Source organism: Pedobacter lusitanus, assembly GCF_040026395.1.
GTDB classification, from domain to species: Bacteria; Bacteroidota; Bacteroidia; order Sphingobacteriales; family Sphingobacteriaceae; genus Pedobacter; species Pedobacter lusitanus.
In genome coordinates this window covers 4,688,013-4,714,356 of the sequence record NZ_CP157278.1, presented here as the reverse complement: position 1 = coordinate 4,714,356, position 26,344 = coordinate 4,688,013, and the positions used below count along the sequence as shown (strand labels likewise).

At 37.2% G+C, this 26,344-nt stretch carries 19 protein-coding genes and 2 pseudogenes; 7 read left to right on the top strand and 14 right to left on the bottom strand.

Annotated elements, in window-relative coordinates:
- Nucleotides 1-67 precede the first annotated feature (67 nt).
- The 4 genes from PL_RS20150 to PL_RS20135 all read left to right on the top strand — a co-directional run bounded on the left by PL_RS20150 (nt 68) and on the right by PL_RS20135 (nt 7,430).
- A complete protein-coding gene (locus PL_RS20150) occupies nt 68-1,216 on the top strand; it encodes a FecR family protein (RefSeq protein ID WP_041882408.1) in 1,149 nt (382 codons plus the stop codon).
- 80 nt (nt 1,217-1,296) lie between these two features.
- Nucleotides 1,297-4,857, top strand: coding sequence for a SusC/RagA family TonB-linked outer membrane protein (locus PL_RS20145; protein ID WP_348620216.1), 3,561 nt, complete (start codon nt 1,297-1,299; stop codon nt 4,855-4,857).
- A gap of 10 nt (nt 4,858-4,867) precedes the next feature.
- Nucleotides 4,868-6,259 carry a RagB/SusD family nutrient uptake outer membrane protein gene (locus PL_RS20140; protein WP_052496288.1) on the top strand — a complete coding sequence of 464 codons (1,392 nt, stop codon included), beginning with the start codon at nt 4,868-4,870 and terminating at the stop codon, nt 6,257-6,259.
- Between the two features lie 13 nt (nt 6,260-6,272).
- On the top strand, nt 6,273-7,430 hold the full coding sequence (locus tag PL_RS20135) for a TlpA disulfide reductase family protein (RefSeq protein WP_087149082.1): 1,158 nt from the start codon (nt 6,273-6,275) through the stop codon (nt 7,428-7,430).
- A 183-nt stretch (nt 7,431-7,613) separates the two neighbouring features.
- On the opposite strand, the pseudogene PL_RS20130 reads toward PL_RS20135, so the two are convergent.
- From PL_RS20130 to PL_RS20115, 4 genes and pseudogenes are all read right to left on the bottom strand, one after another.
- Nucleotides 7,614-8,825 (bottom strand): annotated as a pseudogene (locus PL_RS20130) (IS256 family transposase); the annotation flags it as partial.
- 128 nt (nt 8,826-8,953) lie between these two features.
- Nucleotides 8,954-9,280, bottom strand: coding sequence for a hypothetical protein (locus PL_RS20125; protein ID WP_152620316.1), 327 nt, complete (start codon nt 9,278-9,280; stop codon nt 8,954-8,956).
- 1,006 nt (nt 9,281-10,286) lie between these two features.
- Nucleotides 10,287-10,619, bottom strand: coding sequence for a DUF1493 family protein (locus PL_RS20120; protein WP_041882398.1), 333 nt, complete (start codon nt 10,617-10,619; stop codon nt 10,287-10,289).
- Between the two features lie 18 nt (nt 10,620-10,637).
- A complete protein-coding gene (locus tag PL_RS20115; RefSeq protein ID WP_041882396.1) occupies nt 10,638-11,318 on the bottom strand; it encodes a hypothetical protein in 681 nt (226 codons plus the stop codon).
- A gap of 67 nt (nt 11,319-11,385) precedes the next feature.
- Here PL_RS20115 and PL_RS20110 point away from each other — a divergent pair, with 67 nt between their 5' ends.
- Nucleotides 11,386-11,718 carry a hypothetical protein gene (locus PL_RS20110; RefSeq protein ID WP_152620315.1) on the top strand — a complete coding sequence of 111 codons (333 nt, stop codon included), beginning with the start codon at nt 11,386-11,388 and terminating at the stop codon, nt 11,716-11,718.
- Between the two features lie 226 nt (nt 11,719-11,944).
- On the opposite strand, the gene PL_RS20105 is transcribed toward PL_RS20110, so the two are convergent.
- The 9 genes and pseudogenes from PL_RS20105 to PL_RS20065 form a co-directional block, all read right to left on the bottom strand.
- Nucleotides 11,945-12,364, bottom strand: coding sequence for a hypothetical protein (locus tag PL_RS20105; RefSeq protein ID WP_041882391.1), 420 nt, complete (start codon nt 12,362-12,364; stop codon nt 11,945-11,947).
- Nucleotides 12,361-13,122, bottom strand: a complete 762-nt coding sequence (locus PL_RS20100; RefSeq protein ID WP_235324530.1) for an RHS repeat domain-containing protein — start codon at nt 13,120-13,122, stop codon at nt 12,361-12,363. The genes PL_RS20105 and PL_RS20100 overlap by 4 nt, the downstream gene beginning before the upstream one ends.
- Before the next feature lie 729 nt (nt 13,123-13,851).
- Nucleotides 13,852-14,289 carry a hypothetical protein gene (locus tag PL_RS20095; protein ID WP_348620211.1) on the bottom strand — a complete coding sequence of 146 codons (438 nt, stop codon included), beginning with the start codon at nt 14,287-14,289 and terminating at the stop codon, nt 13,852-13,854.
- 2 nt (nt 14,290-14,291) lie between these two features.
- Nucleotides 14,292-14,969 carry a hypothetical protein gene (locus tag PL_RS20090; RefSeq protein ID WP_082036046.1) on the bottom strand — a complete coding sequence of 226 codons (678 nt, stop codon included), beginning with the start codon at nt 14,967-14,969 and terminating at the stop codon, nt 14,292-14,294.
- 573 nt (nt 14,970-15,542) lie between these two features.
- Nucleotides 15,543-15,827: a DUF1493 family protein gene (locus PL_RS20085; RefSeq protein WP_052496604.1), complete on the bottom strand. Its 285-nt coding sequence runs from the start codon at nt 15,825-15,827 to the stop codon at nt 15,543-15,545.
- Between the two features lie 78 nt (nt 15,828-15,905).
- Nucleotides 15,906-16,547: pseudogene (locus tag PL_RS20080) on the bottom strand (DUF6443 domain-containing protein); the annotation flags it as partial.
- A 16-nt stretch (nt 16,548-16,563) separates the two neighbouring features.
- Nucleotides 16,564-17,049 (bottom strand): hypothetical protein, encoded by a 486-nt coding sequence (locus tag PL_RS20075; protein ID WP_152620396.1) that lies wholly within the window; start codon nt 17,047-17,049, stop codon nt 16,564-16,566.
- Between the two features lie 5 nt (nt 17,050-17,054).
- Nucleotides 17,055-20,519, bottom strand: a complete 3,465-nt coding sequence (locus PL_RS20070; RefSeq protein ID WP_348620208.1) for a DUF6443 domain-containing protein — start codon at nt 20,517-20,519, stop codon at nt 17,055-17,057.
- 59 nt (nt 20,520-20,578) lie between these two features.
- Nucleotides 20,579-23,875: a hypothetical protein gene (locus tag PL_RS20065; RefSeq protein WP_041886818.1), complete on the bottom strand. Its 3,297-nt coding sequence runs from the start codon at nt 23,873-23,875 to the stop codon at nt 20,579-20,581.
- Between the two features lie 872 nt (nt 23,876-24,747).
- Here PL_RS20065 and PL_RS20060 point away from each other — a divergent pair.
- On the top strand, nt 24,748-25,098 hold the full coding sequence (locus PL_RS20060; protein WP_348620205.1) for a hypothetical protein: 351 nt from the start codon (nt 24,748-24,750) through the stop codon (nt 25,096-25,098).
- 117 nt (nt 25,099-25,215) lie between these two features.
- Nucleotides 25,216-25,638, top strand: coding sequence for a hypothetical protein (locus PL_RS20055; protein WP_041884600.1), 423 nt, complete (start codon nt 25,216-25,218; stop codon nt 25,636-25,638).
- A 32-nt stretch (nt 25,639-25,670) separates the two neighbouring features.
- Here PL_RS20055 and PL_RS20050 read toward each other — a convergent pair whose 3' ends face one another.
- On the bottom strand, nt 25,671-26,096 hold the full coding sequence (locus PL_RS20050; protein WP_348620204.1) for a hypothetical protein: 426 nt from the start codon (nt 26,094-26,096) through the stop codon (nt 25,671-25,673).
- Between the last annotated feature and the right edge of the window lie 248 nt (nt 26,097-26,344).

The window sequence follows — 26,344 nt, the reverse complement described above, 5'->3', positions numbered from 1 at the left end:
AATATTTTCAATCCTTATAGTACTAACCGGTACATGAGCCGACACTCTATTGAAACCTTTTAATTTGATGATGGACGAAATAAAAGATCTTCTGGACCGCTATATCAGTAACACTTGTTCTGTTGTTGAAAAAGAGCATATAGAAAACTGGCTGGATACCTATGTCAATGAGAACAATGAATGGCAAACTATCGATGATGCACAGAAAAAATATTACCTGGATTCTTTGTTATCGACTATTCATACAATTATTGATCAGCCACAAAAGAAACATTATTTCAAATTAAATCTAAGCAGAGTACTCGCTATTGCATCAGCAGTAATTTTGGTTTTATTTTCTGTATTCTTCTGCTATCAACGTTACCAATATCGGCAAGCAGCAGTTTCGCTGATTAAAAACGATGTAAAGGGGGGTGGAAATAAAGCCCGTTTAACTCTTGCAAATGGTAAACAGATTTTGTTAGCTGATGCATCCGACGGGGCAATAGCTAATGAATCAGGTATCAAAATAACCAAAAAGGAAGATGGTCAGCTTACTTATGAAATCTCTGAACCATCAAAAACTGCTTTTGAACAATCGCTATATAATAAGATAGAGACACCAAATGGCGGACAATATCAGCTTAACTTACCAGACGGGACTAAAGTATGGCTAAATGCTGCGACGACATTAAAATATAATGTGAATATGGCTTCGGCAAAAGAACGCAAAGTGGAATTATCAGGAGAAGCTTATTTTGAAGTTGCGAAGGATAAGATTCATCCTTTTATTGTACAGTCTGCCAGACAGGAGATCAAAGTATTGGGAACTCATTTTAATGTTGATAGTTATCCGGATCAGCACATGATAAAAACGACTTTACTGGAAGGTTCTGTTCTGGTTCATCAATCCGGATTTACCGATTTGCTTCTAAAACCCGATCAGCAGTCAATAAATTCAGCTAAAGGATTACAAATTATATCAGCCAATATTAAAGAAACCATGGCCTGGAAAAATGGCTATTTCATCTTCAATGGAGAAAAACTGGAGGATATCATGAAAAAAATATCCAGATGGTATGATGTACAGGTTATTTTCGAAGATGACCTGCAGCTTATGCCGTTTACTGGTGTGATCTCAAGATCAAAAAATTTATCGTCCATCCTGCAGCTACTGCAGGAAACCGGAAATGTTCACTTTAAAAAAGAAGGAGGGAGTGTAATTATAATGAAGTAAAACTACCAGACCCCTTGTATTAGCTTAGATCATATATCGCCATCATCAAGTACAACAACTAACCATTAACTACTAAACATATGATTTATTCTAAACTTAGGGGCGGGCTCTGGACTGGTCTCTGGGCTGGACAGGCAATGCTGAACAAAAATAAATGCAAAACAGGTATTAAGCTGATCATTCTCAGTTTTCTAATCTTCGTGAATGCAAACAGTTTTGCACAAACGATCAGCCTGAATGAGAGAAATACGCCTTTCGAAACTGTTATCAATAAGATTCAGCTACAAAGTAACTATGATTTTATTGGGAATACTTCTTTATTCAAAACGGCTAAACCAGTTAGTCTGAGCGTAAATAAAGTAACGCTTAAAGAGGCTCTGGATCTTTGTTTTGAAAATCAGGAAATGACCTATACCCTGAAAGATAAAACTGTTGTGATCAAAAAAAAGAGGACCTCAGTTGCAGAGAAAGTTTTTGATTTTTTTCATGAGATTAACATTGAAGGCAGAGTAACCAATGGAAATGACATTCCGCTGGCAGGCGCAACAATAAAAATAAAGAACAGCAAAAATATATGCGTTACCAATAACAGAGGCCAATTTATAATTGGTCATCTGGACGAAAATGCTATTGTCAGGATTTACTATATAGGTTATAAAACCGCGGAGATTTCAGCGAAAAGCCTTTATAACCATCCAGTGGTAAAAATGGAAGAGGAAGCTGGTGACCTGCAGGAGGTAGCGGTAACCTTTACAGGTTATCAAAAGATCAAGACTGAACAGCTTACGGGTTCTGTCAGCAGGATAACGACCAAAGCTTATGAATCAGTTATTACCACGAATAACTTTCTTCAGGGATTACAAAATAAGTTACCCGGATTATTGATCAATAATGACTTGAAATTTGAAGGGAATTCACTTTTTCAGGTTCGTGGAATTTCAACAATGTCAGCTAATAAGCAACCATTGATAGTGGTTGACGGCTACCCTACCGAGTTGACACTGGATGCAATCAACCCCAATGAAATCGAATCTGTTACTTTACTGAAGGATGCAGCAGCGGCAGCAATTTATGGTGTCCGCGCTTCAAACGGAGTTATCATTGTAGAGCGTAAAAAGGCCGTCCGGGGAAATACAAAGTTTGAATTCAGGAGCACAGTTAGCATTACACCTAAAGAAGATTATTCTACCTACAGGCTGGCACCGGCAAAAACGGCTATGAATTATGCCATTGATTCTTATTTCAGAAATGGTTCACTAGGACGTGATTATTATCAGCTAAATTATTACCGTCTTCCACCGGGCACTGAGCCCCTTGTAGATCTTGCATCTATAAAAAATCCTGTTCAGAGCGATACCCTGAATATGATTAAAAAGATGAATGAACTTTATGATTATAACAATACGAAGGATTTCAGTCGTCTGTTTGAACAAAATAAAATTACGCAGCAATATGATTTTAACTTTTCTGGCGGAGCTGATAAAGCACTGTATTATGTATCTTCCAATTACACTAAAAATCAATACTCGGCTGTAAAAAACAAAAGTGACCGGTTTCTGCTTTCAGGCCGCGGAACTTATCAGTTTACAGATAAATTATCTTTCAGACTGACTACAGACTTTTCACAATCGACTGGTACGAGTGTGCCTCAATATAATTATGGAGATTTTTCATCTACTGAACGCTTTCAGGATAGTAACGGGAATCCTTTACCTACTGTTTTTGGTTCTCCGAGCAGTACTATATATAATCCTGGCATCATTGCACAGGGTTATTATGATAATCTGAATTATCCGCTGAAAGAGATCAATGAGGTCAGCGATATTAATAAGCTTACCATGAATAGAATAGTCGGTGATCTGAATTATAAACTTACTCCCGGTTTGTTGCTGACATTAGGAGGTGTTTACGAATACAGTTCTGCCAATAAAATTCATTATGCTTCTGAAAATTCTGCTGAAAGCAAGCAGTTTGTAAATTTTTATTCGGAGAATAATAATGGAACTATTTTATTCAATCTGCCACGCGGAGGTTATCAGAAAACAACCGTTGCCAGTACTTTGGGCTACACTTTTCGCGGACAACTGACTTATGATAAAAAATTAAGCGAAAACCATTCTATTAACGTAATTGCTGGTGCAGAAGTCCGTAAAATTATTGCAGAAGCCAATACATCAGCAAATTTTGGATATAGTGATAAGACATTGCTTCAGCAGCCGGTAAACTATCCTAAAATATTTAACGGAAACTGGTACAATACGCGTTTCGGCAATATTAGTCTTTATTATCAGGATCTGTTTAATAAGGTATATAATGAAGACAGGTATCTGTCCGCTTACTTCAATGGTGTATATGCCTACAAATCAAGATATATACTGTCCGGAAGTATGCGGATTGATCAGTCTAATTTATTTGGAACCAATCCTAAATATAAATATAAACCACTCTGGTCTGTTGGTCTTGCATGGAATGTGGACAGAGAAGGTTTTATGCAACCTGTTAACTGGGTAAACAGTTTGAAGTTACGTTTATCTACAGGATTTAATGGTAACATTTCCAAAGAAAGTCTGCCTCAGATCATTGCTGCCTATGCACTCAATAACAGAATGGTTCCGGTTGCGACTTCACTGAATATTAAAAACCTGGAGAATAACAATTTAAAATGGGAAGAGACAAGCAACTTCAATAGCGGACTGGATTTCACAGTGTTTAATCGTATTTCGGGAAGTATAGATTATTACAATAAAAAAAGTAAGGACCTTTTGGCAAATGCTGCCATAGACCCGACAAAAGGCGGTGCGGCAACCCTGCTAAATTCGGCAAGGATTCAGAACAAAGGATTCGAACTTACGCTTAATGGCGATTGGATTCAGCGCAAAAGATTTAACTGGAATACCGGAATAGCTTTCAGTTATAATACAAGTAAAGTCATAGATGTTTATCAGAATAACCTGAAATACAATTATCAGTTTGTAGACGGAACCGTTGCCTCAAATTATATAGTGGGGTATTCTGTTGGAGGAATGTTTAGTTTTAGAGATGCGGGCTTAAATTCACTGGGTTTACCAATTGTGTATGATCAGAATGGTAAAGCAAAACAACTCAGCTATATCAGCAATGATGAGGGTATTAACGATCTGGTTTATTCAGGAAATAATATTCCGGCTTATACCTTAGGTGTGAGTAACAGGTTTGATATAGGTCCCTTCTATCTATATTTTATGATAGATCTGAATGCAGGTTTTAAAACGCGTATTCCAAGGCCTTCACCAAATAGTTTCAGACCACAGGAGGGTGCAGAATCTTATTTTAAAAATCCGGGTGATGAAAAGACAACGGATGTGATGGGTTTTCTGGGTACCTATAACTATGATTCCACCCGTGCCTATTATGCTTATGACAATTCTGATAAGTACACCGTAAATGGTGCATATATTTTGCTGCGGGATGTGACTCTATCTTATAAACTCAAAAGTGCTTTCTTAAAAAAGACAGGTTTCAGCAATTTTGAGCTCAAGGCTCAGGGTACAAATCTGTATACCCATGGTTTCAATAAATATAATTATAGTGTAGCCACCGGATCCTATCTCAGGAGAAACCTGGTTCCCACATTCACATTAGGTTTATTTACTAATTTTTAATCATTGATTTATGTTTATTCATCGATATAAGCTACTTATAGTTTTTTTAATTATCAGCCTGAGTACTGCGTGTAAAAAATATCTGGACATCGAGCCGAAAGGGAAAGTTATCTTAAAAACATTTTCAGATTTTGATCTTTTGTTAAACAGCAGGTCGCTAACATCCAGTGGTGATTCTTATCTCAACCTGATGTCCGATGAAGTGGATAATCCAGGTATTAAACCAGAAGATTTAAGTATCAATACTTTAAGTTATCTGTGGGCCGATCAGCTCGTACCAGACGCAGGTAAACCAGCCGCTATCTGGACCAGCACCTATTCTAACATATATATTTATAATGCTGTAATCAATAAAGTAGAAGATGCAACAACAGGTACGCTGGAGGAAAAGAAAAGACTCAAAGCCGAAGCTTTGCTGGGCCGCGCATTTGAATACCTCTATCTGGTCAATATGTATGGGAAACCTTATCAAAAAGCAACAGCTGATGCCGATTTTGCTATTCCTTTGATGACAGCTACCGATATTACTTTCAAAACACCCCCCAGAGCAACAGTTAACTTTATCTATAATCAGCTTATTACAGATATTAACAGTGCGATACCGGATCTGATCAAGGGGAATAACCCCAATAAATTCAGAGGGTCTGTAAATGCAGCTTATAGTATACTGGCCAGAATTTATCTGTACAAAGCTGATTATTCGGAAGCGGCCAGATATGCAGATCTGGCTTTAAGTGATCCGGCAAACGGACTTTTAGATCTGAATACTTTTGCCAGTGTTTCAGATATACCCGGGATGACGAGTAGTAAACAGGAAATTTTTATCCGTTATGGTACTGAACCTGCACAATCATTATCTGTTGATATTGCTTTTTTAAAGACTTTCAGCGAGGGTGATCTGCGTCTGAAAACCTACTATACCAATTCCACTGACAGAAAAATACCAATAGAAAAAATAGATTTCGGGAAATTGAAACGGGGAGACATTCAATTCAGACGTGACGGCGCTCCTACTGCAAGTTTTGGTACTTCGGTAGCAGAAATGAAACTGATCATTGCAGAAACCGCAGCAAGGACAGGTAATCTTACGCTTGCGGTTAAGCAATTAAATGAGCTCAGAATATTTCGGATAAATAGTAAGTTTTATAAAGCTTTTCAATCTTCTGATCAGGAAGAAGTTTTACAGCAGGTATTACTGGAAAGAAGACATGAACTGGCTTGTGCTGGTTTCAGATGGATAGATATGCGTCGTCTTGATCTGGAAAACAGAATGCCAGCTATAACACGCCTTGATATCAATGGAAATGTCATTGCCACCTTACCACAACACAGTACTAAGTATACGCTTAAAATACCAGCCAGTGTTTTAAGTTTTAACCCGGATATGCCACAAAATCCATAAACAATTATAACATATGAAATTAATCACCAAAACAATTATTACCGTGTTAGCCTTGTCACCAGGGCTAGCCATTGCACAGAGCAGTTTTACACTTAAAGCTAAAGTAGCATCGCCTGGTCAACAGAAAAAAGCTTATCTTATTTATGAATCTGCAGGTAAAACTATTAAAGATTCTTCTGCTATTGTAAACGGGGCTTTTCAGTTTACAGGAAAAGTTGAGGAGCCTACAGCTGCCAGACTCATCCTTGATCATAAACATGAGGGCATAGAAAAATTAAAGAGAAGCAGAAATGCAGATTTTAAACGCCTTTATCTGGATCAGGGAACTATACAGCTCAATACCACAGATTCTGTTTCGAAAAGCAAATTATCGGGTTCAAAGATCAATGAAGAGGCTGAAGTTTATGAAAATTATACGGATGGCGAGTTCACAAAGACAGCTAAAGAGGTTAATGCTGCTTTCAGCAAAGCTTCTGCAACTCAGAAAGAGGATACAACTTTTGGAAATGCTTTAAGAGAGAGATATAATTCAGCAAGTCAGCAGAGATTGGTTCTACGGGAAAAATATGTGAAAGACAATCCTGATTCATATTTTAGTCTGGAGGCACTGAATGACATTTCTGGAAATGGAAATTCCGGTAAAGCCGATTCACTTTTTAATGGACTTAGTGACAGACTAAAAATAAGTCCTACGGGTAAGGATATTGAAGAAACAATAATTACAGCACGCAAAACAGCTGTCGGAGCGATAGCTATGGACTTTACACAGAATGATGTTAATGATAAGCCGGTAAAGCTATCGGATTTCAGAGGAAAATATGTTTTACTGGACTTCTGGGCTTCGTGGTGTGGCCCCTGCAGAGGTGAGAATCCTAATGTAGTCAAAGCTTTTAACGCTTATAAGGATAAAAATTTTACTGTTCTTGGGGTTTCACTGGATCAGCAGGGTAAGAAAAGTGACTGGTTAAAGGCTATTAAGGATGATGGTCTGGCCTGGACGCAGGTTTCGGATTTGCAGGGATGGAAAAACGCAGCCTCTACACTTTATGGGGTTAGAGGGATTCCAGCCAATTTCTTAATTGATCCGCAGGGTAAAATTGTGGGGAAAAATTTGAGGGGGAAAGAGCTTGATAAGAAGCTGAAAGAGTTGTTAGGTAATGGAACTTTATGAACCCCTCTTGCAAGCTGAATGGGAAAAGAACGAACTCTTAAAGGGGGTAAATAACAACAAAAGCCCGGTTACAATCGGGCTTTTGTTGTTATTTGGGAGTGTAAATTGAACTGTGTCAAACATCACTTCTTCCTTGGTGGAGGCTGAAGGGCCTCCACCAAGGAAGAAGTCGCCGAAGGCTTTTAATCTGTCTCCAAATTTAATATAGAGCTGAGACATTGTCAAGCCCCAGTTCCACATTGGCATCGTCCATTTTTTAGAAAAGTCTCTATAGGCCAGATATACGAGTTTTAGCAACGATTGATCCGATGTAAATGCCCCTTTTGTTTTGGTTATTTTACGGATTTGTCTATGCATTGCCTCAATAGCATTGGTGGTGTAGATCACTCGTCTGATTTCCGGAGAATATTCAAAATACGTAGACAAATTCGTCCAGTTGTCCATCCAGCCTTTTACAGATAACGGATATTTTTTGCCCCATTTATCTTCAAACTCCAACAGTTTTTCGTAGCCCTGTTCTTGGTTATTGGCTTTGTAAACCGGTTTAAGATCGGCAACAACAGCTTTCTTGTCTTTTTCAGGCACATAGCGGAGGCTGGTGCGGATCTGATGGACAATGCATAACTGAATCTGTGTTTTTGGAAATACAGATTCTATAGCCTCCGGAAAGCCTTTTAAGCCATCAATACAGGCCACCAGGATGTCTTCTACGCCGCGTTGCTTCAAATCCATCAGTACAGAAAGCCAGAACTTAGCACCTTCATTTTCTGAAAGATATACACCGATCAACTCCTTCTTTCCATCACGGTTCACGCCCAGGATATTGTAGACCGCCCGGGATTCAACACCACCGTTATCACGGACTTTATAATGCATACAGTCCAGAAATACAAAGGGGTACACCGCTTCCAGTGGCCGGTTTCGCCATTCGTTCATCGCAGGGATAATCTTGTCTGTTATGTTAGAAATCTCTGTTGCGGAGATATCCATATCATACATTTCCTTTACATAATCAGAGATATTACGGGTGCTCATCCCACGGGCATACATCGCGATCACGTTATCTTCCAGCTCGGCTGTGATAATCAACTGGCGCTTGGGGACGATTTTAGGCTCGAAAGTACCGTTACGATCACGGGTGCCCTCTAACTCAAATTCCCCCGACTGAAGACTCCGTACGGTCTTACGGGTCTTCCCATTACGCCGATTGGGATCATCACTACCCTTACTCTCCTGGAGGTGATTATCCAGCTCTCCTTCGAGCATAGATTCAAGCAGGTGCTTTAACATTGGGGCAAATACACCATCGGTACCGCCCATCTTTTTGCCTTGATAAAGGCTTTCCATTGCTTCAGCCTTGAAGCGCTCAAAATCAAATGGTTCTTTACTTTTCATTGTGTCCTAAGTCATACTAAATTACTTATTTTAACTCTTTCATACTAGAGTTGACACAGTTCAGTTTACAGTCTCTAAAATTTAGATGTATAGCCTCAAACTCCATAGGCATATCCAACAATTTTATTTTAGCTATTAGTAGATTCGTATATTTTGTATCTTAATTTGAGTTCTTTAAAATCTGTAGTCAATATTGCAGCTAAGACATTATTCTTCTCTTCTAATGCAGAGAATTCTGCCATCAAATCTTCGACCAAGTTTTTTTCATCCTCATTATAACTATATAGTATAATCTTTACCTGAATATCTTCATTCTGTAAAATATCGAATGATATACTATAAAAATTATTATTCACATTTCTAATCATTGCATTACAGAGATTACTGTAAATTAATTTAACATTATATTCCAGATTCATATTCCCGATTTTGAAAGTACTACAATTGATTGCCATTTGTATCTTGTAGGAATCCAATTTCCATTATTAGAATTATAGTCCAACTTGGATATAAAAATTACATTTAGCTTAACCGCAAAATCCTTCAATTTATAGATCAATTCTTTCAAATAGAGACTATCTAACTCTGTATTCTCTAATAAAACAACTTGTATATTAATTTCATGAGATTCTATAGAATAACTTACATCAAGAATATTTGGTCTAATGTTTAGTAAGAACACATTCATCATAATGTATTTTACGTCTAGAAAATTTTCATCATACTCCATATATTTAGTTTAAGGTTTCCAATTTGGATTTATTGGCACAACACTTGGGCTTGCGGTACCTTTTATCATAAATAAATTTGTTGACTGATTTGTTATTCCGGCTCCAGCATTAACATTTGTACCCGTTACTCCAGTAAATTTAAAGACCTGATGCCCTCCTTTCATTGTCCCAACAAACTCAGCTTCCCCGGAATGAACAGCATTTATCACGGACTGAGCATCATCTAAACTGATAGACTAATAATACTTTTTCGTTCATCTTAATGTTTATCTAATTTACAGCCACGACATAATACCTGACCATTATTCGGTGTCCCACTACTACCTTCTCGTTTAGATTTTTCATGAGCTGTATGAGCTTGATTACTTGGAGGCGTTACACCTCTTTCATGCTTTTTACCATTTTTAACTTCCAGTGCACTTTTAACCCGCTGGACGAGGTAATGGAACTTTATGAACTCCTTAAAGGTAGTATGTAGACCTCTGCAGCAGAAACCGAATTGCGAAGGCAAGTTGTGTTTTTGGAGTACCCAAAAACACAACTTGCAAATCATAAAACAACAATAGGCTGCATAAACATATATGCAATTAATTAGCAAAGCCCTTAATCGGGAATCACTGATTTTCCATTAAGGATACACCTCGACAACGCCATCATAGGGGATGCAAAAAGATATTTAGATTAACTAATAAAACGGGGTTTTATTAATTAATCTAAATATTATGGTAATCTATCCATTTATTATTTTGTCATCTAATCGACCAGCAATAATACCTTTATAAAGACAATTAACCGTGAATGGCTTTCTTTTTCCTTTAGATCCAAAAAGTTTAGCCCCTATATAAGACAAAAGACCTAACCCTTCGCCATTAAAATAATCAGCTGCCATAAAGTTAGAAATATCAACTCCAAAGCGTTTTCCATAGGTTATTAAAAAGTCCACTGCATCATCCCCACGAATACCAAGATCATCCTGTAAATCTGTATCCATATCTATATCAATGTCAGAAACAGCAGATTGGTCTTTTACAAACTGAAAAAGTTCATATTCATCTATAACCATAATTTTATTTGTTTAGATCTATTTTGCATACATATAAAAAGTGCTTGGATTTGAACGTAGCTTATAGTAATCACCTCCACCAGCACTAAATGCTTTCATACCTACTCCAATAGCTTCCTTATTTTCCCATATATCATATGCAGTTATACTCCACCCAACGTAAGGAACCAGCCGTCCTAAAAATCTTCCAACCACATTAGTTCCAATTTTTCTTGCTAATCTTTTACTCACAAGACCTACCGCTTTTCTTTGGGCCGTTTTAAGAGCGGTACTTCTCCAGGGAAACACCTTAGATAAAGTCCAGGATGCAATAGAAGAGCCCCTTTGAGATCCAAGTGCGCCAACTGGCTTAAGATAACTAATAGGCTCTCCTAACGCAATTAAAGATGGTCCTATCCAATGATTAAAGTTATTATTATTATTTCCAACTATATTAACTTGTTTTAATTGATTAACTTTCCCTGTATCCAGTCCCAAAGGATCAATATAACTGATTGGGTTACCTAAAACGTAGGCATAAGGACTTGAATTATAATGAATAGCTGAATTATTGACCGCTATCATATTCTGTGGCCCCAATAACCCAAAATATCTATTGGCATTCATTCTACCTTCTACCAGGTCTATTTCATACCCTTCATCTAAAGATTCCTGAGTATATTCCTTATCAAATTCAGCCCAATATTCATCTTCTTGCAAAGGGTCTGGCGTACTCCATCTCCCAATAACAGGATCATAGAACCTCGCCCCATAATCGTGTACCCTTATGCGACTTTTTTCGGGTTTGCCGGATTTGCCGGCTGCACTTTTTCAGCGCTATAAAGAACTTTCCTTTTCCGTAAAGTTAGTGCTTTATTTGTGTTTACGGGTTGGAAGGGTTCGCGTTTTTTTGTTAAGGATTTTACAATTAAGTTGCGAAACTTTCAATGATCAGCGGCAGTGCGTGTTCGTTAGTTCATCGGTTAAAGCACAGATAGTCCAGGCTTTTGAGGTAACCTTAGATTATATCGGCGGTGAAGGAACCAATGCCTTTTTTGATAAAAAGACAGTAAAAAGGATACAAGAGATAGAAGACTTGCTGGAAAACGACAAAACCTAACTACTGGTGATTATTGACGCATTTCTTAGGGATGCTAATACCAGAAAAGCTTAAGAGCAATAAACAACAAAGCCTGGCTTAACGAACCAGGCTTTTATAGAACTTAGAATAGGTGTAAAGACTATGACATACACCAAAGTGTCCCACCAATGGGACTTTACACCTTGTAAGGTTTTATCACAAACCCATTTACAGAGTTTTATTGGATACTGCTGCCAGACAGTCATTAAACCATATTCAAATCATTAAAATATTTCAAAAAAAGTCGCAATTCTTTCGCTGATTTCAACAATTTTCTTTTCAATCCATCCTCCGATTCGAACTTTAAAAAGTATTCATTATTTAAACTGAGATCACTTTTACTAGCAGTTGAAAGAATTTTTGAATTGAACCGATTTAAATGCAATGTTTTTGTTTTATCATCATAATTAGGCAGTTTGCCATTGTGAAGTATAAAAATAATCACTTGCAAATAATCTTCTGCATTTTCGTAAGAGACAGAGATGGCATGCTCCTTATCCTTATATGAAACATCATAATAAAAACTTCCATTAACCACTTCTTCTGATAAATCCATATTATATTCAGTCTCAAGAAATGAGAAATACTCTTTTACTGTTTTGACATATTCTTTTCCGTCTATCATGGATTAACGATATTTAATGACCCAGGATGAAGTACCTGATAATTTTTCAACATATTTTGTTCCATTTGATAAAAGATACTTGGTGTTGCTCTATTTACATCTGCTCCGATATCTAAAATAGTTCCTCCACTACGCATCTCATTTAATATCCATTGTCTATTATATTGCATCATTTGACTTGTTACCTGATCAGCTGTACCTGTAAAATTAGGCATTGTATTTAAGGTTCTAGCACCAGGTATTTCCGACGCTGCTGTTGATACACGTTTCATTGTCTCACCAATAACAGTAGTTCCACTGTTAGCAGCAACAGAGACCTCAGTTCCTGCAACTCCCTTTAAACCTTTACCTATTTGCCCTAAAAGCCCACCTGTAGCCTCCCCTAAAGCAAGTCCAACTGCTAAGTTTTTAACCCCCTGATTAGCCGCAGCAGTATATTCTGCTTTCACCTTACCTTTTGCCATACCAGCATTATTGGCATTAGATACAGTATTCAGAACTGATGCAACATTATTCATGCCCATCTTCATGATGGCTTTTTGATAACTCAAAAACAGCTTCATAAGTGGTAGCCCAAGAATAGGTGTACCATTCGGTCCAGGTCCCTGTGGAGCTCTTCCATCAGGATCTACAAATCGAATCGGATTATTGAAAGCATAATTATAAGGCGAATGCCGCCTCATCTTCTCAGAAAGCGGATCTACCACATTCCACCTCGCCACTACAGGATCATAGAATCTTGCCCCGAAATCGTGCACCCTTATGCGACTTTTTTCGGGTTTGCCGGATTTGGCGGCCGCACTTTTTCAGTGCTATAAAGAACTTTCCTTTTCCGTAAAGTTAGTGCTTTATTTGTGCTTACTGGTTGGAAGGGTTCGCGTTTTTTTGTTGGGGATTTTACAATTAAGGTGCGAAACTATAAACGGTACTGCTTATTCGTTAGTTCATCTGTTAAAGCAAAGATAGTCCCGAAAGTAATGTTCTAAAGGGCTTTCGCTGCATAAACGCACGTAGCCTTTGCCCGCACAGGCCATTTATCCCACGATCCCTTGACTGCTTCACTTTCTTAGACTCAGAGTGGCTTAACAAATGAACTATCTAAACCCATGATGAAAGAGTCGGCATCTTGCTCCCTCCAGTGATAAAACAAGCTTTGGCAGCTGGGAGGATAAGGGAGGCATTTCAAGGGTCATGATCGATAAATACGAAAGAGAAGAAACTATTTTCCTTCTATAGGGGTAGCTAAAAAGATTGCCCAGGCTTTTGAAGTCAATTTAGACTATATCGGCGGCGAAGGTACCAGTGCCTCTTTTGATAAAAAACAGTAAAAAGGATACAGGAGACAGAAGACCTACTCGAAAACGACAGAACCCACTTACCGGTGATTATTGATGTATTCCTTAGAGATGCTAATGCCAGAAAACCTTACAGACAATAAATAAGAGCCCAGCTGTGTAAGCTGGGCTCTTATTTATTGTCTGTAAGGTTTAACGATGAAGATATTTAGTACCTTCTAGCATTTCAAATACGCCTTTCAAAAAGGCATCATTCTTAGAATAAACTATCCAATATGTTGAGTCAATTAATTCAATTGTATAATCACAATTTTCATATGCCCCATTAGTTAAACGCTCTCTTATATTTAAAAGATCTTTATCCCCAATAATCAAAAGATCAATTGCCTGAGTAATTTGACTCGACAAATCCAATAATTCCTTCCATGCCATTATTGTAACTTTTTCAGCTTTATTGACCCTTTGCTCCAAATCAAGTATCGATTCAGTACCATCTAATTCCCCAATAGCTTCTAACCACAATAATCCCCAATTTGTACTTTCTCCATCATCGATACAATTCAAGATATCAATCAAACCAACAGAGAGTACCTCACTAGAATCTCCATCTATTCTTATAGCCTTTCTCATCTTCAAAATTTATAAGGTGTATATTTAAAAGGCTCTGCCTTCTTACTTCTTTGAGGTGTACCACCTGTAGGGTTAGGAAGATATTCGTGCTGGTGAGGATTAGGATGACTATCAGGACGACCATGATCGGTGAAGTCAAGATCTTTTACTGGATTACCTTTTTCATCAAATTCCCTAGCCTGTTTATAATCACCATTTCGACCAGACTTCTTTCCGAGCTGTGTATGACGACCAGCACCTGAAGCTTCTGGATCCACTTTCGGAGTTCCATCTTTATTCCTAGGCAATTCTCTATCCGTAGGATCTGTAGGAGCACTTTGATCACCATCAGATTTAGCACTACTAGCTATTTTCTGCAACTTAGGCTGTGCCAAACTTGTACCATCTTGTACCGAGTCAGAATAATTTCGACCTTTTGAATAATTCTTATATACAGAATTTCCTATATATCCTACTGTACCAGCAACGGCCGCGCCAACAACAACTTCAGTTGTCACATAACTAGCTATTGCTTCAAGAGCACCATAAATTAAAGGCAGTGCTGGAAAAAACGCTGGAACTGGACCTGGCGCCATCCCATCAGGATCAATAAATCTAATTGGATTATTGAATGCATAGTTGTATGGTGAATGTCTACGCATCTCATCTGCTTTTGGATCTATCACACTCCACCTCGCCACTACAGGATCATAGAATCTTGCCCCGAAATCGTACTCCCTTACGCAACTTTTTTTAGGTTTGCCGGATTTCCTGGCTGCACTTTTTCAGTGCCATAAAGAACTTTCCTTTCCCGTAAAGTTAGTGCTTTATTTGAGTTTAAGGTTGGGCTGGTTCGTGATTTTTTTGTTGGAGATTCTACTTTGAAGGTGCGGATCTATGAACGGCAGTGCTGGTTCGTTAGTACATCTGTTACAGCAAAGATAGCCCCGAAAGTAAAGCTGTAAAGGGCTTTCGCAGCATAAACAAATGTAATCTTTGCCCTCACAGGCCATTTATTCCACGCCCCCTTGTTGCGATTTCTTGCTGAAACTCTTGCTCGGTTAGAATATAGATTTTGTATCTCGATGAAGATCTGTTTATTATCATTCAAAATGATACGATAGTTATTTTATATTCTAAGCTATACTTGATTTTTTTACTCATAAAAATGCCCCAAAAAGTTAGACACTTTTTTGGGGCATTACAATTAATAAGAGCTTCCTATTATTATATGCTGTTTAATCAAATAACATTTACTCTATTATGGATAATATTTATAATTTACCTTCATAAATCGCATTATTGAGCATTCCAATTGTTAATAATTCTTTTTTTGATGAACTTGTAAACAATGAAGGCTCAGAATTAAAGTAATCATTAAAGTTAAACTCTTCAATATTAATTTGAAACTTCTTACTAAATGCTAATATAAATTCACTTGCATCATCCCCAGAAATGCCTAAATCATCTTCAAGTGAAAGATCAGCCGTTATTTCGAACTCAGGATCAAGGATCTCATCTTTAATAAAGCTTATCAAATCGTCGTTCAATTTTCTCATTATTAAAACTTTTTTATAGTTAAATTATTCACTCGTGTATTGTCTGCTGGGACTATTCCATTAGGCAATTGTGGAGGATCATACCCCCGCAGGAGGTAACCCCATAGTTGCCACATCCCATCCCGTCAAAGTCCACCCTACAGGCCCTAGAACTCTTGTTGCCCATCGTCCTAAAAATCTCCCGAGCACTTTTGTGTAAATTTTACTTCCAACAGCGTTTGTATGTGTGTATCTCCTTACTTTCATCACTTGAGGAAGAATCTTGCTCATCCCGCTAGAAAGTAAATTAGTAGTTCCACTACCTGTATTTGCAAAGCCTAAAAAACTTTTAGGAAAACTCGTTGTAAGGCCTACCAAAATTTGTCCAGTTGGGAATAGGGATTTCCTATTCTCAACAATATTAACTTGTTTCAACTGCTTTACTTTCCCAGTATCTAATCCTAGTGGATCAATATAATTTATTGGGTTATTTAATACGTAAGCATAGGGACTTGAATTATAATGAATAGCTGAATTACTTGCGGTTACAATGTTCTGCGGAACTAATAATCTAAGATATTTACTCATATTTGCTCTTTGTTCTTCCAATCCCTCTTCATCTTCTCCTTCCAAAACAGACTCTTTATCAAATTCAGCCCAATACTCATCTTCTTGCAAAGGATCAACCACATTCCATCTTCCAATCACCGGGTCATAAAACCTTGCCCCGTAATCATACTCTTCTATATACTTTTACTTAACCTTGCCCTACCCTTGGCTCATCAAAAATCTTTATAATTGAATTATATTCCCAAACTCTTTTTGAATTATTATAAACTAATTTCAGTTGTCTTTTATCAATGAATGAAAAAAACTTATATGGCCCAAAATACTGGTCATCCTTTGTACTTGATATTTCCAATATAATTTCCATTACACCATTACCAATTTTATTAAAATAAACAGATAAAACTGTTAAAATTTTCACCTTTCTTAAGTGACTTTCAAACGCCATATCATTCCGATAATATTTGATATTAAATGATCGAGTTCGATCTTCACTTTTGACAGTATCAATGATAGATATATATTTAGGAATCACATAGTTCAATTCCTTGCCATTAATAATTGACAAATCAGACGTCTTGGAATATGCATGTTTTAGTATATCATCTAATTTGACGGACTGTCCATTAGCATTTAAAGTTAATAAAACAGCAATTACTAAAATCTTAAATTTCAAATGTATCATCTTATGTTTAGATTGGGTAAATGTGTTGCATAATTTTGAATTCTTATTGAAGACGTATTAGACTTGAACGCACTGTAATTAATAGTTCTGATATCACCTCCTTGGTTATAAAAAGTTATAGTTTTATTAAATTTGGCCGGATTTAAAGGCATGAATTTGCCAGAGTTACTCACTGCGTTAGCTACATCAGCTGCCGTTATATTACCAGTTTTATTTTGCACATCATATCCTAATACTACATTTGGCTGGCCATAAACCGAGCCACTCCTATCTCCCGCAGAAGAACCACTTCCTCCAACAATAATGTTACCTGTTTCAGGATCTGATTTAATAACAGCGCCATGAGTGTGCCCATCATAACTTATAGTATTTCCAGATCCGGCTAAAGTTGCTATTGCCTTACCCGTTTGAACACTAGTATTACCAGTACTTGACACTGTCTCTATATTTTGCTGCCCATTATTATTACCTACACCAAACCCTTGCTCCTTCATACCGCTAGATTCCATAGTTGCAAATGCATTATCCATCGTACTAATCTCGTTGGAAGTTGGATTATTAATCAAATCTTTATAATCACTATCATTTATATTAACCTTGTCATTTTTTATAGAGGAAGTAATCGCTTTTTCTGTTGATTCTGTTAAAGCAACTTTAACTTTACCATTATTAACCCCATCCGTTCCAAGATAATTACCACTTGTCCCATAATAATCCGTATACATTCCATCTACATCAATGAAACGTATGGGATTATTTAAAGCATATCCATAAGGGCTATTTCTCCTAGACACTTCAGAAAGTGGATCTACCGTATTAAAACGCCCAATCACCGGATCATAAAACCTTGCGCCGTAATCGTACTCCTCCAACTCCTCCTGTAACTCTTTCTTATTATAAAGATATTTATTAGTTCCCGCGCTTACAACTTTCCGCAGTCCAAACGCATAATAATCATCACTCTGTATTGGCTGTAGTGCACCCGTCACCGGATGCTTATTAAAACTATAACGCACATTGCCCAAATGATCACTCAGGTTATATTCATAACTGTAAGTTCCGCCGTTATTCCTGGCTAATCCTTCCTCAGTAGCAATGAAATCAATACTTCCATCAGTCTTGTGCTGAATGCCACCGATATAATCCGTAACCTCCGAACCACTTGTTTTTCTCAGCTTATTTCCAGTCGCATCATAAGTATAACTCAAAGTCTTATTACCCGTAACTTTCTCCGGCAAATTCAGGTAATTATAAGTCAGCGTTATTCCCTTCCCGCTATCAGTGATTAAGTTTCCATTGCTGTCGTAACTATAAGTACTATTGGTAGCCCCCTCTATCTTAGTCAGCTGATTCCCGGTATATCCAGTATAGTTATTGATCACTTGACCTTCCCGGTTCAGCATCTTGATATTTCCCATCACATCATAAATGATGTTCTCTCCCAAACCTGGTGATACCGCTGAAGTCAACCTGTTTAGTTTATCATAACTGTATTTGAACGTATTATCAAATTTACCTTCTCCTCTACCCCAAACCTGACCAGAAATATTACCATTCCATTGAGGCACATCACCCTCAGTATATTTCAGCTGCAGATTGAACTCTTTGCCTGTAGCCTTGTTCAACCAGCCTCTTTCATTATAGGCATAATCTGTATGTTGTAGATAGTTCGATCCGTTATCCGTACTATGTAACTGTTTCTTCAGCAGCTGTCCGGTTTCAGTATAATCCAGCTGACTCAGCACCACTTCTCCTTTGTTATTGATATTCTCCAATGTTGCAATCTTACGCCCCATATGGTCATAGAAATAACGATTAGCAATCTCTGTAGTCGTACTGCCAGTCGTATGACTACGTGTACTCGCTGTCAGCTCACCCGCAAAATTGTAGGTATTATCTATAATATCCTTTCCACCCAAATGGTTCTCACTTTTGCTCTGAATCACACGACCTTCATCATCATAATAATGAACTGAAAGTAACATATTCGCTGTACCCAAAGTAGTCACTTTAGTCCCGGTTAATAACGATTTAACCCGATCAGCTTTCATCTGGCTTCCTGATGGCTCACCAAAAGTATTCTCCGGAAAACTATAATCATCATAATAATTGATCACATGATAAGAACTTATCGAAGAAACCTCTGGAAAAGAAAGATTATCATAACCTATACCACCAGCAACTCTTTTCTCCCAAAGAACTGTCTGTGCATTGACAACCCCTTGTAAAGTAGCTCTGTCATTCTCTCCGCTATATATACCCGAACTCACTACCCGCCCAAAAGCATCATATTTGGTAAACAACCACTGACCTGCTCCCTGATTTGCATCCCGGGTCAAAATTACCTGATCCAATGTATTATACACCATAGATTCCTGACCTTTACCCGGAATTTTCTTTTCTACCAGTCTCTTCCTGCCATCATAATGATACCCGTAAATAAACTGCTTATAGACATCATCGCTCTCGGAAAAAGTGCTGATACTTCCAACTCCCGGAGGCAATACATAGCGCAAATTGCCCAGATCATCATACACATAATATGTAGAAAGACCTTGCGCGTCACTTTCCCACACACGTTTTAAAACCACTCTGCCTTCAAAATCTTTATACTCATCTACTGTCCCTGCTTTTAAATCCGCAGCAACCCAGTTCTCATCTTTTGTCGTCGTTTTATATAATGTCCCTGCAGCATAATTAGAGCTAGCCGAGGCTCCAGTTGCATTCACCACCCAAAGTTTTACCTCTGCAGCATTAGTTCCATACTCAATTTTCTGAGTATGCCCGGTACTATTGCCAGAGACTGGTTGCCATGCAGCACCTGGTGCACCCTGTTCTAAAACACGGTTCAATGGCGAAGATTCAAAAACAGTTACCCCATAAGCATTAGCTGTTGCTGCGATACCCGCCGGAGGCGTTGTATAGAAAGCCCCTTGTTCAGTTACCCCGCTACCTCGATACCCACCTCCGTTGCTCCCAATAGCATAAGGCTGATACTTTACCGCCTCACGTCCAAAAGCATCATAAACAACAGGCTGCACTACATCAGCAAAACTGGGACTACCCTGTACCGTTACCGTTTGTAGCGGACGGCCCAAGCCATCAAAGTATTGTATACTCTGGTTAACTTCACCTGTATTATAAGCATTCGAGCTCGCAGCAGCATCATCTTTTATACCAGGCTTTTTAAATATCCTGGTCAGTATATAATTCTGATCAGTACTTGGCTTACTCGAAATAGTAACCCATTTCCCAAAACTTGCACCAGTATAAATCCTTACTTTTTTTCCCGCAGGAATACGAAATCCAGACTTAAGTGTAACCCGCCGTTTAGCAGTAATCTCTGTTTGACCGGTATAAGTATCCAGCACCGTATCCTGAGGCACCTGCGCATAAGCGGTATTCAGACTTAAAATAGATAAACAAAAAAATATAGTAGCGTAATACAGATGTCCCTTCATGAGGCTTTAATTCTTATACTGACAATAAAATTCTTTAGATAATTTAAAAACCTTTTTAACTAAGGTCTGTAGTGATAATCATTTCTTTTGAGAATATTTTCATTCTGATCTTTGACATGTTTTAATCGCTGAAATCCATCATACTCAAAATAAGTTGTTTTACCTGTCGCATCAGTCTGACTAACCGTACCAGCTAAAGGCTGATAAGAATAAGTTATAATTTGGGCATCAGGTGCTGAAGCTCTTAATGGTGCAATAAAACTATCTATAGCTGCTTTATCTGGATTGGTTCTGCTGCTAAAATTATTAATAGCTTCTTCGCCAAGGATACTCTTAACAGTTTCATAAGTGACATTCTTAATTTCTGCTATAGGATGTTCCGCACCATAACTCCACAGATAGCAAACCGGTATCCCATTTGCAGGACGAACCTGCACAGGCGTTGAGTTGTTCAGACTACTATAACTCAGGTCTGCTTTCAAAGTATATCCTGTTGTAAGGATATTTCCAGCATCGACAACTGCCGTATCTACTCCCGCAGCCGACTCAAATTCATACACTTGTATAGGTTTACCATACACATTATATTTAAGTACCTCACCAGCCCTTATTTTCCCATTAACACTATTTTCTTTTTTTAAGACCAGACCTGACAGATTATTTTGTTTCAAGCCCGCTATATCAAATCCCGGAGATGAGCTGTAATCAGCAGGATAGGTATATCTTGTATTATTTCTCTTCCCGTCACTACCATAAGATAAGGTGTTTGAGAGTTGATAATTATCATTTTTATTATAAGTCAGGACACTGTTTTTAACAATAACAGATCCGGCTACATTCCCGTTATAGGTAAAAGTTGAATCAGTTTCTCCAGTTTTCACCTGCCATTCCGTGACTCCTCCGTAATTTGATATTGAAAAAGTTGCAGGATTAGCATTGGCTCCGAATTTCATTCCGAAATTATTACTGTACTTAGTTTCATAATTACGATATGCGTATTCCGTAGAGCGGACCGGACGATATGAACCAGAGCCACGATATTCATAATCTCTTTTTAAGATTAACAAATTAGTACGCCAATCTGCCTTGGAAGAAGAAGCAAAAGGATAATCACCCGGATTATCAAGTCCTATATGTTCATAAGTGTACTCTGTTTTTTGAGAAGATGCTGCATCATCCATATACTCAGTAACGTTATCATACCTCACTGCCTGTCCATCACCACCTACTAAAGGAACTGCACTCTGAGAAGTCACCCTGGTTACTCCAAAACTTCCGCCTAAATTATCGCACGGAATCTTAAAAGCATGAACAGGAATATTCTCTATGCTACCACTTGAATATAATGCATCATGGAAACGATTGTAACTGAAAGATCTGCTAAGAATTTTACCCAAGCCATCGCTGCTAACTATTTTCTTTACTCTCAACCCACCAACAACTATACTGTTATCTGTTATAATACTCTGCTCCTCCCAGTCAAATAAAACAGAGAATTCGGCATCCTGATTTTCAAAAGAATTATTAATTGTTGTTGTAATATCATAGCTTCCCTCTGGTAAGGTGAAATAAGAATCTGTCGTATTCAACGCTATATATATACTTTTATCCGTGATCCCTCTAATAGTAGTTACCAACGGGCAACTAAAATTATTAAAATCTTCACACCCTATATAATGGAAATGAACAGGCTTAGGTTTAAAACCTATATTAAAGGTTTTCTCATAAATATTTGTAGTTCCAGGACTCAGATACTGATAACTTTTAAGCAACACATCTGATTTCTGGATTAATCCGGAAAGTTCAAAACCACTATTATCTCCTCCTCCTATGCCTTGCTTATTAGCCCGGTTTGTTTCATAGACATACGTTGTTTTACCACCGGTAGGATAAGTGACAGAAGTCAGAACTCTGGCCTGATTGGCTAACGTATCTACCCTCCTGTCGGCTCCGGGTAAATAACCACCCCCAGAATTTCCATTTATAAAAGTCGAACTGATCTTAGGTGTCAGGTTAATCCCGTTCTGCCCCCTGTTATAATATCCCCAATAATCCTGTGAGCTGGATAATCTGTTTGGCAGAGCAATATTGCTATATTCAAAAGTATGGCTGTACTTTTCATTTAAAGTTGCATTAATTTCATCCAGTGAAGAAAGGTAAAGTCTGTACTGCGCCACTACATTTGCATCTCCACCAGTTATTACAGGAATATCAAGATGCAGATTTTCATCACTAAACCAGTATCCGGTATTCAATTTGAAGGCTTTTATAAGCGTATTATTTTTGTTTTTAACTAAAATACTGTCCAATGCCTCCGGGCCACCTATAATATCACTACGCTTTGAACTACTTGTCTTAAAATATATATCTCCTTCAGCAGCAGAAATTTTCTCCAGCACATTCTTTGAACCATACTGTGCATAGTATGACCAGTTAGAGGGATTATTCTGAACAAATTCACAACCACTTGTTCCTGCATAGTCCTTAGACTCACCGCCTTTTCCAAAATTGATAACGCTTTTATCAACACTGTAATAATAATTTATGCTTTTACCTGCAATACTCTTGATATCCAGAATCTGCCATGAGGTAATATGAGGTGGTGTGCTTCCCCCAGAATCCTCTGGAACATAAGTCATACCATTACTGACAATCACACTTTGAGTACTTGAAAAGTTTTCATAACCAGTTCTTGTCGCATCTTCGGATTTTCCAAAATAACACTTTGTTCCATCGGGAAGTGTCAGTATAAATTGTACTATCTTATTATCTCCGTTAACCGTATAATTTATTTTAACCTGACTGCGGGGCATTTGTACAAATGTTCTTTCTGTCTGATCAAAATAAAACTTACCTGAAAACCCCATAGCTGAGAAATAATAAATATCAGGTTCAACATCAAGGATATTTGCAAAAATGTCATGATAAGCCATATACTTATCATTAGTGCCATCCGCATATTCCAGAACTTTTTTTATCGTTCTGTTAGTATACATCAATCCATTAATACTAGCATCATCAGGCAATCCATGTACCACTCTGTACAAGCTGCTCCCGGTATTCAGATTCCAGCCCAGTCCTGCCCATGTAGCCACTTCTTCAACCTTAACTCCGGATGCATTATAAGATAAACTTACAGGCACTTCAAGTTCTCCGGATTTCAACTTGTATAATGGAATATTGATTACAGGAACTCCAGATGAATAAGTCATCGGAAATTCAGTGTATTTTCCAAGTGCTGATATATCTGGTGATGGAGGTATGATATTACTGAAATTGAACTTGTCAATTCCCTGTGCATTTAAACCTGAATAAGAAAGAAAACCAAGAGCTAATGAGAGGAGAAGTTTTTTCACAAATTGATTCTGTTAAAATAGTACTGATAGAAATAGCGTTGTTAATATTCACTCAGATAAAAAGAAAACTATATAAACCCCGGATGAAGTAAAAGTACTTTTATACTGTAAATATTTAATGAATATAGAGTTAATTATAACACAGCAAGCATATTAAACTAAAAATATAGAAATAAAAAAATCAAGTGGAGAAAATACACTATAATGTCCTGATACAAATTGCTTAAACACCCATTTCCGGGAGGATAAGGTGTTTTTAATATTAGTATATTACTGATATGATCACAAAAAGACATTAGAAATGTCTTAAAAACAAAAAAGCCCTAGATTTCTCTAAGGCTTTCAGTGCACTTGTAGGGGCTACAACTTATAGCATTAAAACATATTTAAACACATATTTTGCAATTTTACTTACCTTTTACTTACCAAGTATCAGCTTAAACTCAAAAACCCTCACATTTCTGCAAGGGCTTCGCAACAGTATCTGGTGATCAAAGATAATGAATTACAATGATTGTTTATATACCGGCAATGCCTGGGATTCGATCTCAATTTAATATTGAAACAATAATATATTTTATATGTTTGTATTATATCACTAATTGATTATGGGACATACGGCCCTAGACAGATTGACTGATGATGATTAAATTTGTTATATCAGTATTTATATAAATTTTGTAAATAATGATTATAAATAATTGGAATTTAAATTCTTTAGTATATATTTATTAAAAGAAAGAATTATAAGTGGGGGAGTAAAATTGACATTATATCTTATGGTATAATTTTTTTATTAAATTGTATTTATATAAATAATTTTTAATACTTTTGCGCTCCCATTTTTTATTTGAGAAATACGCTCTACCACTATGATAGAATCATTAGAACATAAAGACAATCTTTCTAAGAGTGTTATGGATGTGCTTGCTCGATTAAGCCATGAGGTTCAACATTCAGCTGAAATGCATCATGTTGGTGTAAATACTAAACTTGCTGCCTCAATTGAAGGTTTTTTCACGAACCCTTTACTTGGTATGCTTGACAATCACAGATCTTCTAAAAGAAATGTTAAGCAAATAGTAGGCGACCTTACCAATTGGTTCTTATTGTCAAAAAAGGATCTTATTATTAAAGCATTCTTAGTTGAACAAGAAAACCAACTTATCTACTATGTAGTATTAAAGAATGACACAATAGATAATAGAGAAGTTTTTTTTTAATATTCTTGATCTTTATGAAGAACTTGGAATACAAGAAAACATAAATGTAGTTATCAAATTTTTGCCTGAACGAGTTATGGATCAAGCTAATCTTGAAGTTGAACTTAATTTTAGTTAATGCAGGCGCATGTTAATCAAGCATTACATAATGAGAATTTTATTAATGAATGCATAAAAAACCACCCAGATTCATTTTTTGATTGGAAAGTGACCGCATCGTTCTATACTGCGTTACACTTATTTAGAGCTTTTTGTGAATTAAGGGGTGTTGATCCAGGTAGAACCCACCAAGACATAGCAAATAATTTTGACCCTAAAAGGACCTCTAAGCCATTAACGAGTATTGCACCATTTGTTTGGAAAAATTACATCAGACTACAAAGATATTCCGAAAACGCAAGGTATGAAGTCTTCTTAGAGCCTGATGTAGAAAATGAAATCCAAAGGGGTAACTTTGGTCATTGCCTTACCCTCTTAAATGAATTGAAAAGTTTCTTTCATAAACAAGGGGTCCCATGCCAAAAAGACAAGGCGGCGTAAATAAATTCAAAAAACAACAATAGAATATATAACTATACATTTGCTTTAATAGTATTCTGATACGCGTTCTCTATTGTGATAGCTGACTGCCCATAACTCATACCCGTAACCTCCTGAGTTAACCTCGTTGCCAATGGTTGAAGATCAGTTTTTTTATACTCTCCGGGCTTTACATCATGAAGTTTTAATTCATTAATCAAATCGTTAAGCTTCAATCTCAACCACGCCACTGCCTTATCATCTTTATCACCTGGAATAGCAAAAGTAATCAGGTCAACTGCCGGACTGTCAACATATGACTTAATCCTTTCGATAATTTGAACAATGTCAATTAGTTGAGGTTTGATCTCAGTAGGAATCTTATTCCATAACTTAACCAGAAAATCTTTGTAATTTTCTTTGAATACGCTGAACACTGCAGCCAGTATTTTTCCGATGAATGTTTTTTCTTTTGCCATTTTGATATTGTGTTTAAGTTGTCTCTTTGTTTGCTAATGAATCACTGATGATCTGATCTTTTTTATTTGCCCCTTGCGAAGACCCAAAATAATATTGTAGAGTATTAGACATAGCCGCCACAATCGCAATTATAACCTGCGGATCAGCCTGCCTTTCACACAAAGTGATTATGAAAAAATAAAGGAAAGACGAGAAAACTACTACAGTTGCTAAAATTCCCTTGAAATTATCAGGGTTCCACTTTATC

Bases quoted from the DNA above. Each gene is read 5' to 3' on its own strand.
- PL_RS20145 (WP_348620216.1), top strand. From the start codon at position 1,297: ATGATTTATTCTAAACTTAGGGGCGGGCTCTGGACTGGTCTCTGGGCT.
- PL_RS20140 (WP_052496288.1), top strand. From the start codon at position 4,868: ATGTTTATTCATCGATATAAGCTACTTATAGTTTTTTTAATTATCAGC.
- PL_RS20110 (WP_152620315.1), top strand. From the start codon at position 11,386: ATGCGACTTTTTTCGGGTTTGCCGGATTTGCCGGCTGCACTTTTTCAG.
- PL_RS20085 (WP_052496604.1), bottom strand. From the start codon at position 15,827: ATGAGAAAATTGAACGACGATTTGATAAGCTTTATTAAAGATGAGATC.
- PL_RS20055 (WP_041884600.1), top strand. From the start codon at position 25,216: ATGCAGGCGCATGTTAATCAAGCATTACATAATGAGAATTTTATTAAT.
- PL_RS20095 (WP_348620211.1), bottom strand. From the start codon at position 14,289: ATGAGAAAGGCTATAAGAATAGATGGAGATTCTAGTGAGGTACTCTCT.
- PL_RS20070 (WP_348620208.1), bottom strand. From the start codon at position 20,519: ATGAAGGGACATCTGTATTACGCTACTATATTTTTTTGTTTATCTATT.
- PL_RS20120 (WP_041882398.1), bottom strand. From the start codon at position 10,619: ATGGTTATAGATGAATATGAACTTTTTCAGTTTGTAAAAGACCAATCT.
- PL_RS20105 (WP_041882391.1), bottom strand. From the start codon at position 12,364: ATGATAGACGGAAAAGAATATGTCAAAACAGTAAAAGAGTATTTCTCA.
- PL_RS20135 (WP_087149082.1), top strand. From the start codon at position 6,273: ATGAAATTAATCACCAAAACAATTATTACCGTGTTAGCCTTGTCACCA.
- PL_RS20050 (WP_348620204.1), bottom strand. From the start codon at position 26,096: ATGGCAAAAGAAAAAACATTCATCGGAAAAATACTGGCTGCAGTGTTC.
- PL_RS20150 (WP_041882408.1), top strand. From the start codon at position 68: ATGATGGACGAAATAAAAGATCTTCTGGACCGCTATATCAGTAACACT.
- PL_RS20125 (WP_152620316.1), bottom strand. From the start codon at position 9,280: ATGGCAATCAATTGTAGTACTTTCAAAATCGGGAATATGAATCTGGAA.
- PL_RS20060 (WP_348620205.1), top strand. From the start codon at position 24,748: ATGATAGAATCATTAGAACATAAAGACAATCTTTCTAAGAGTGTTATG.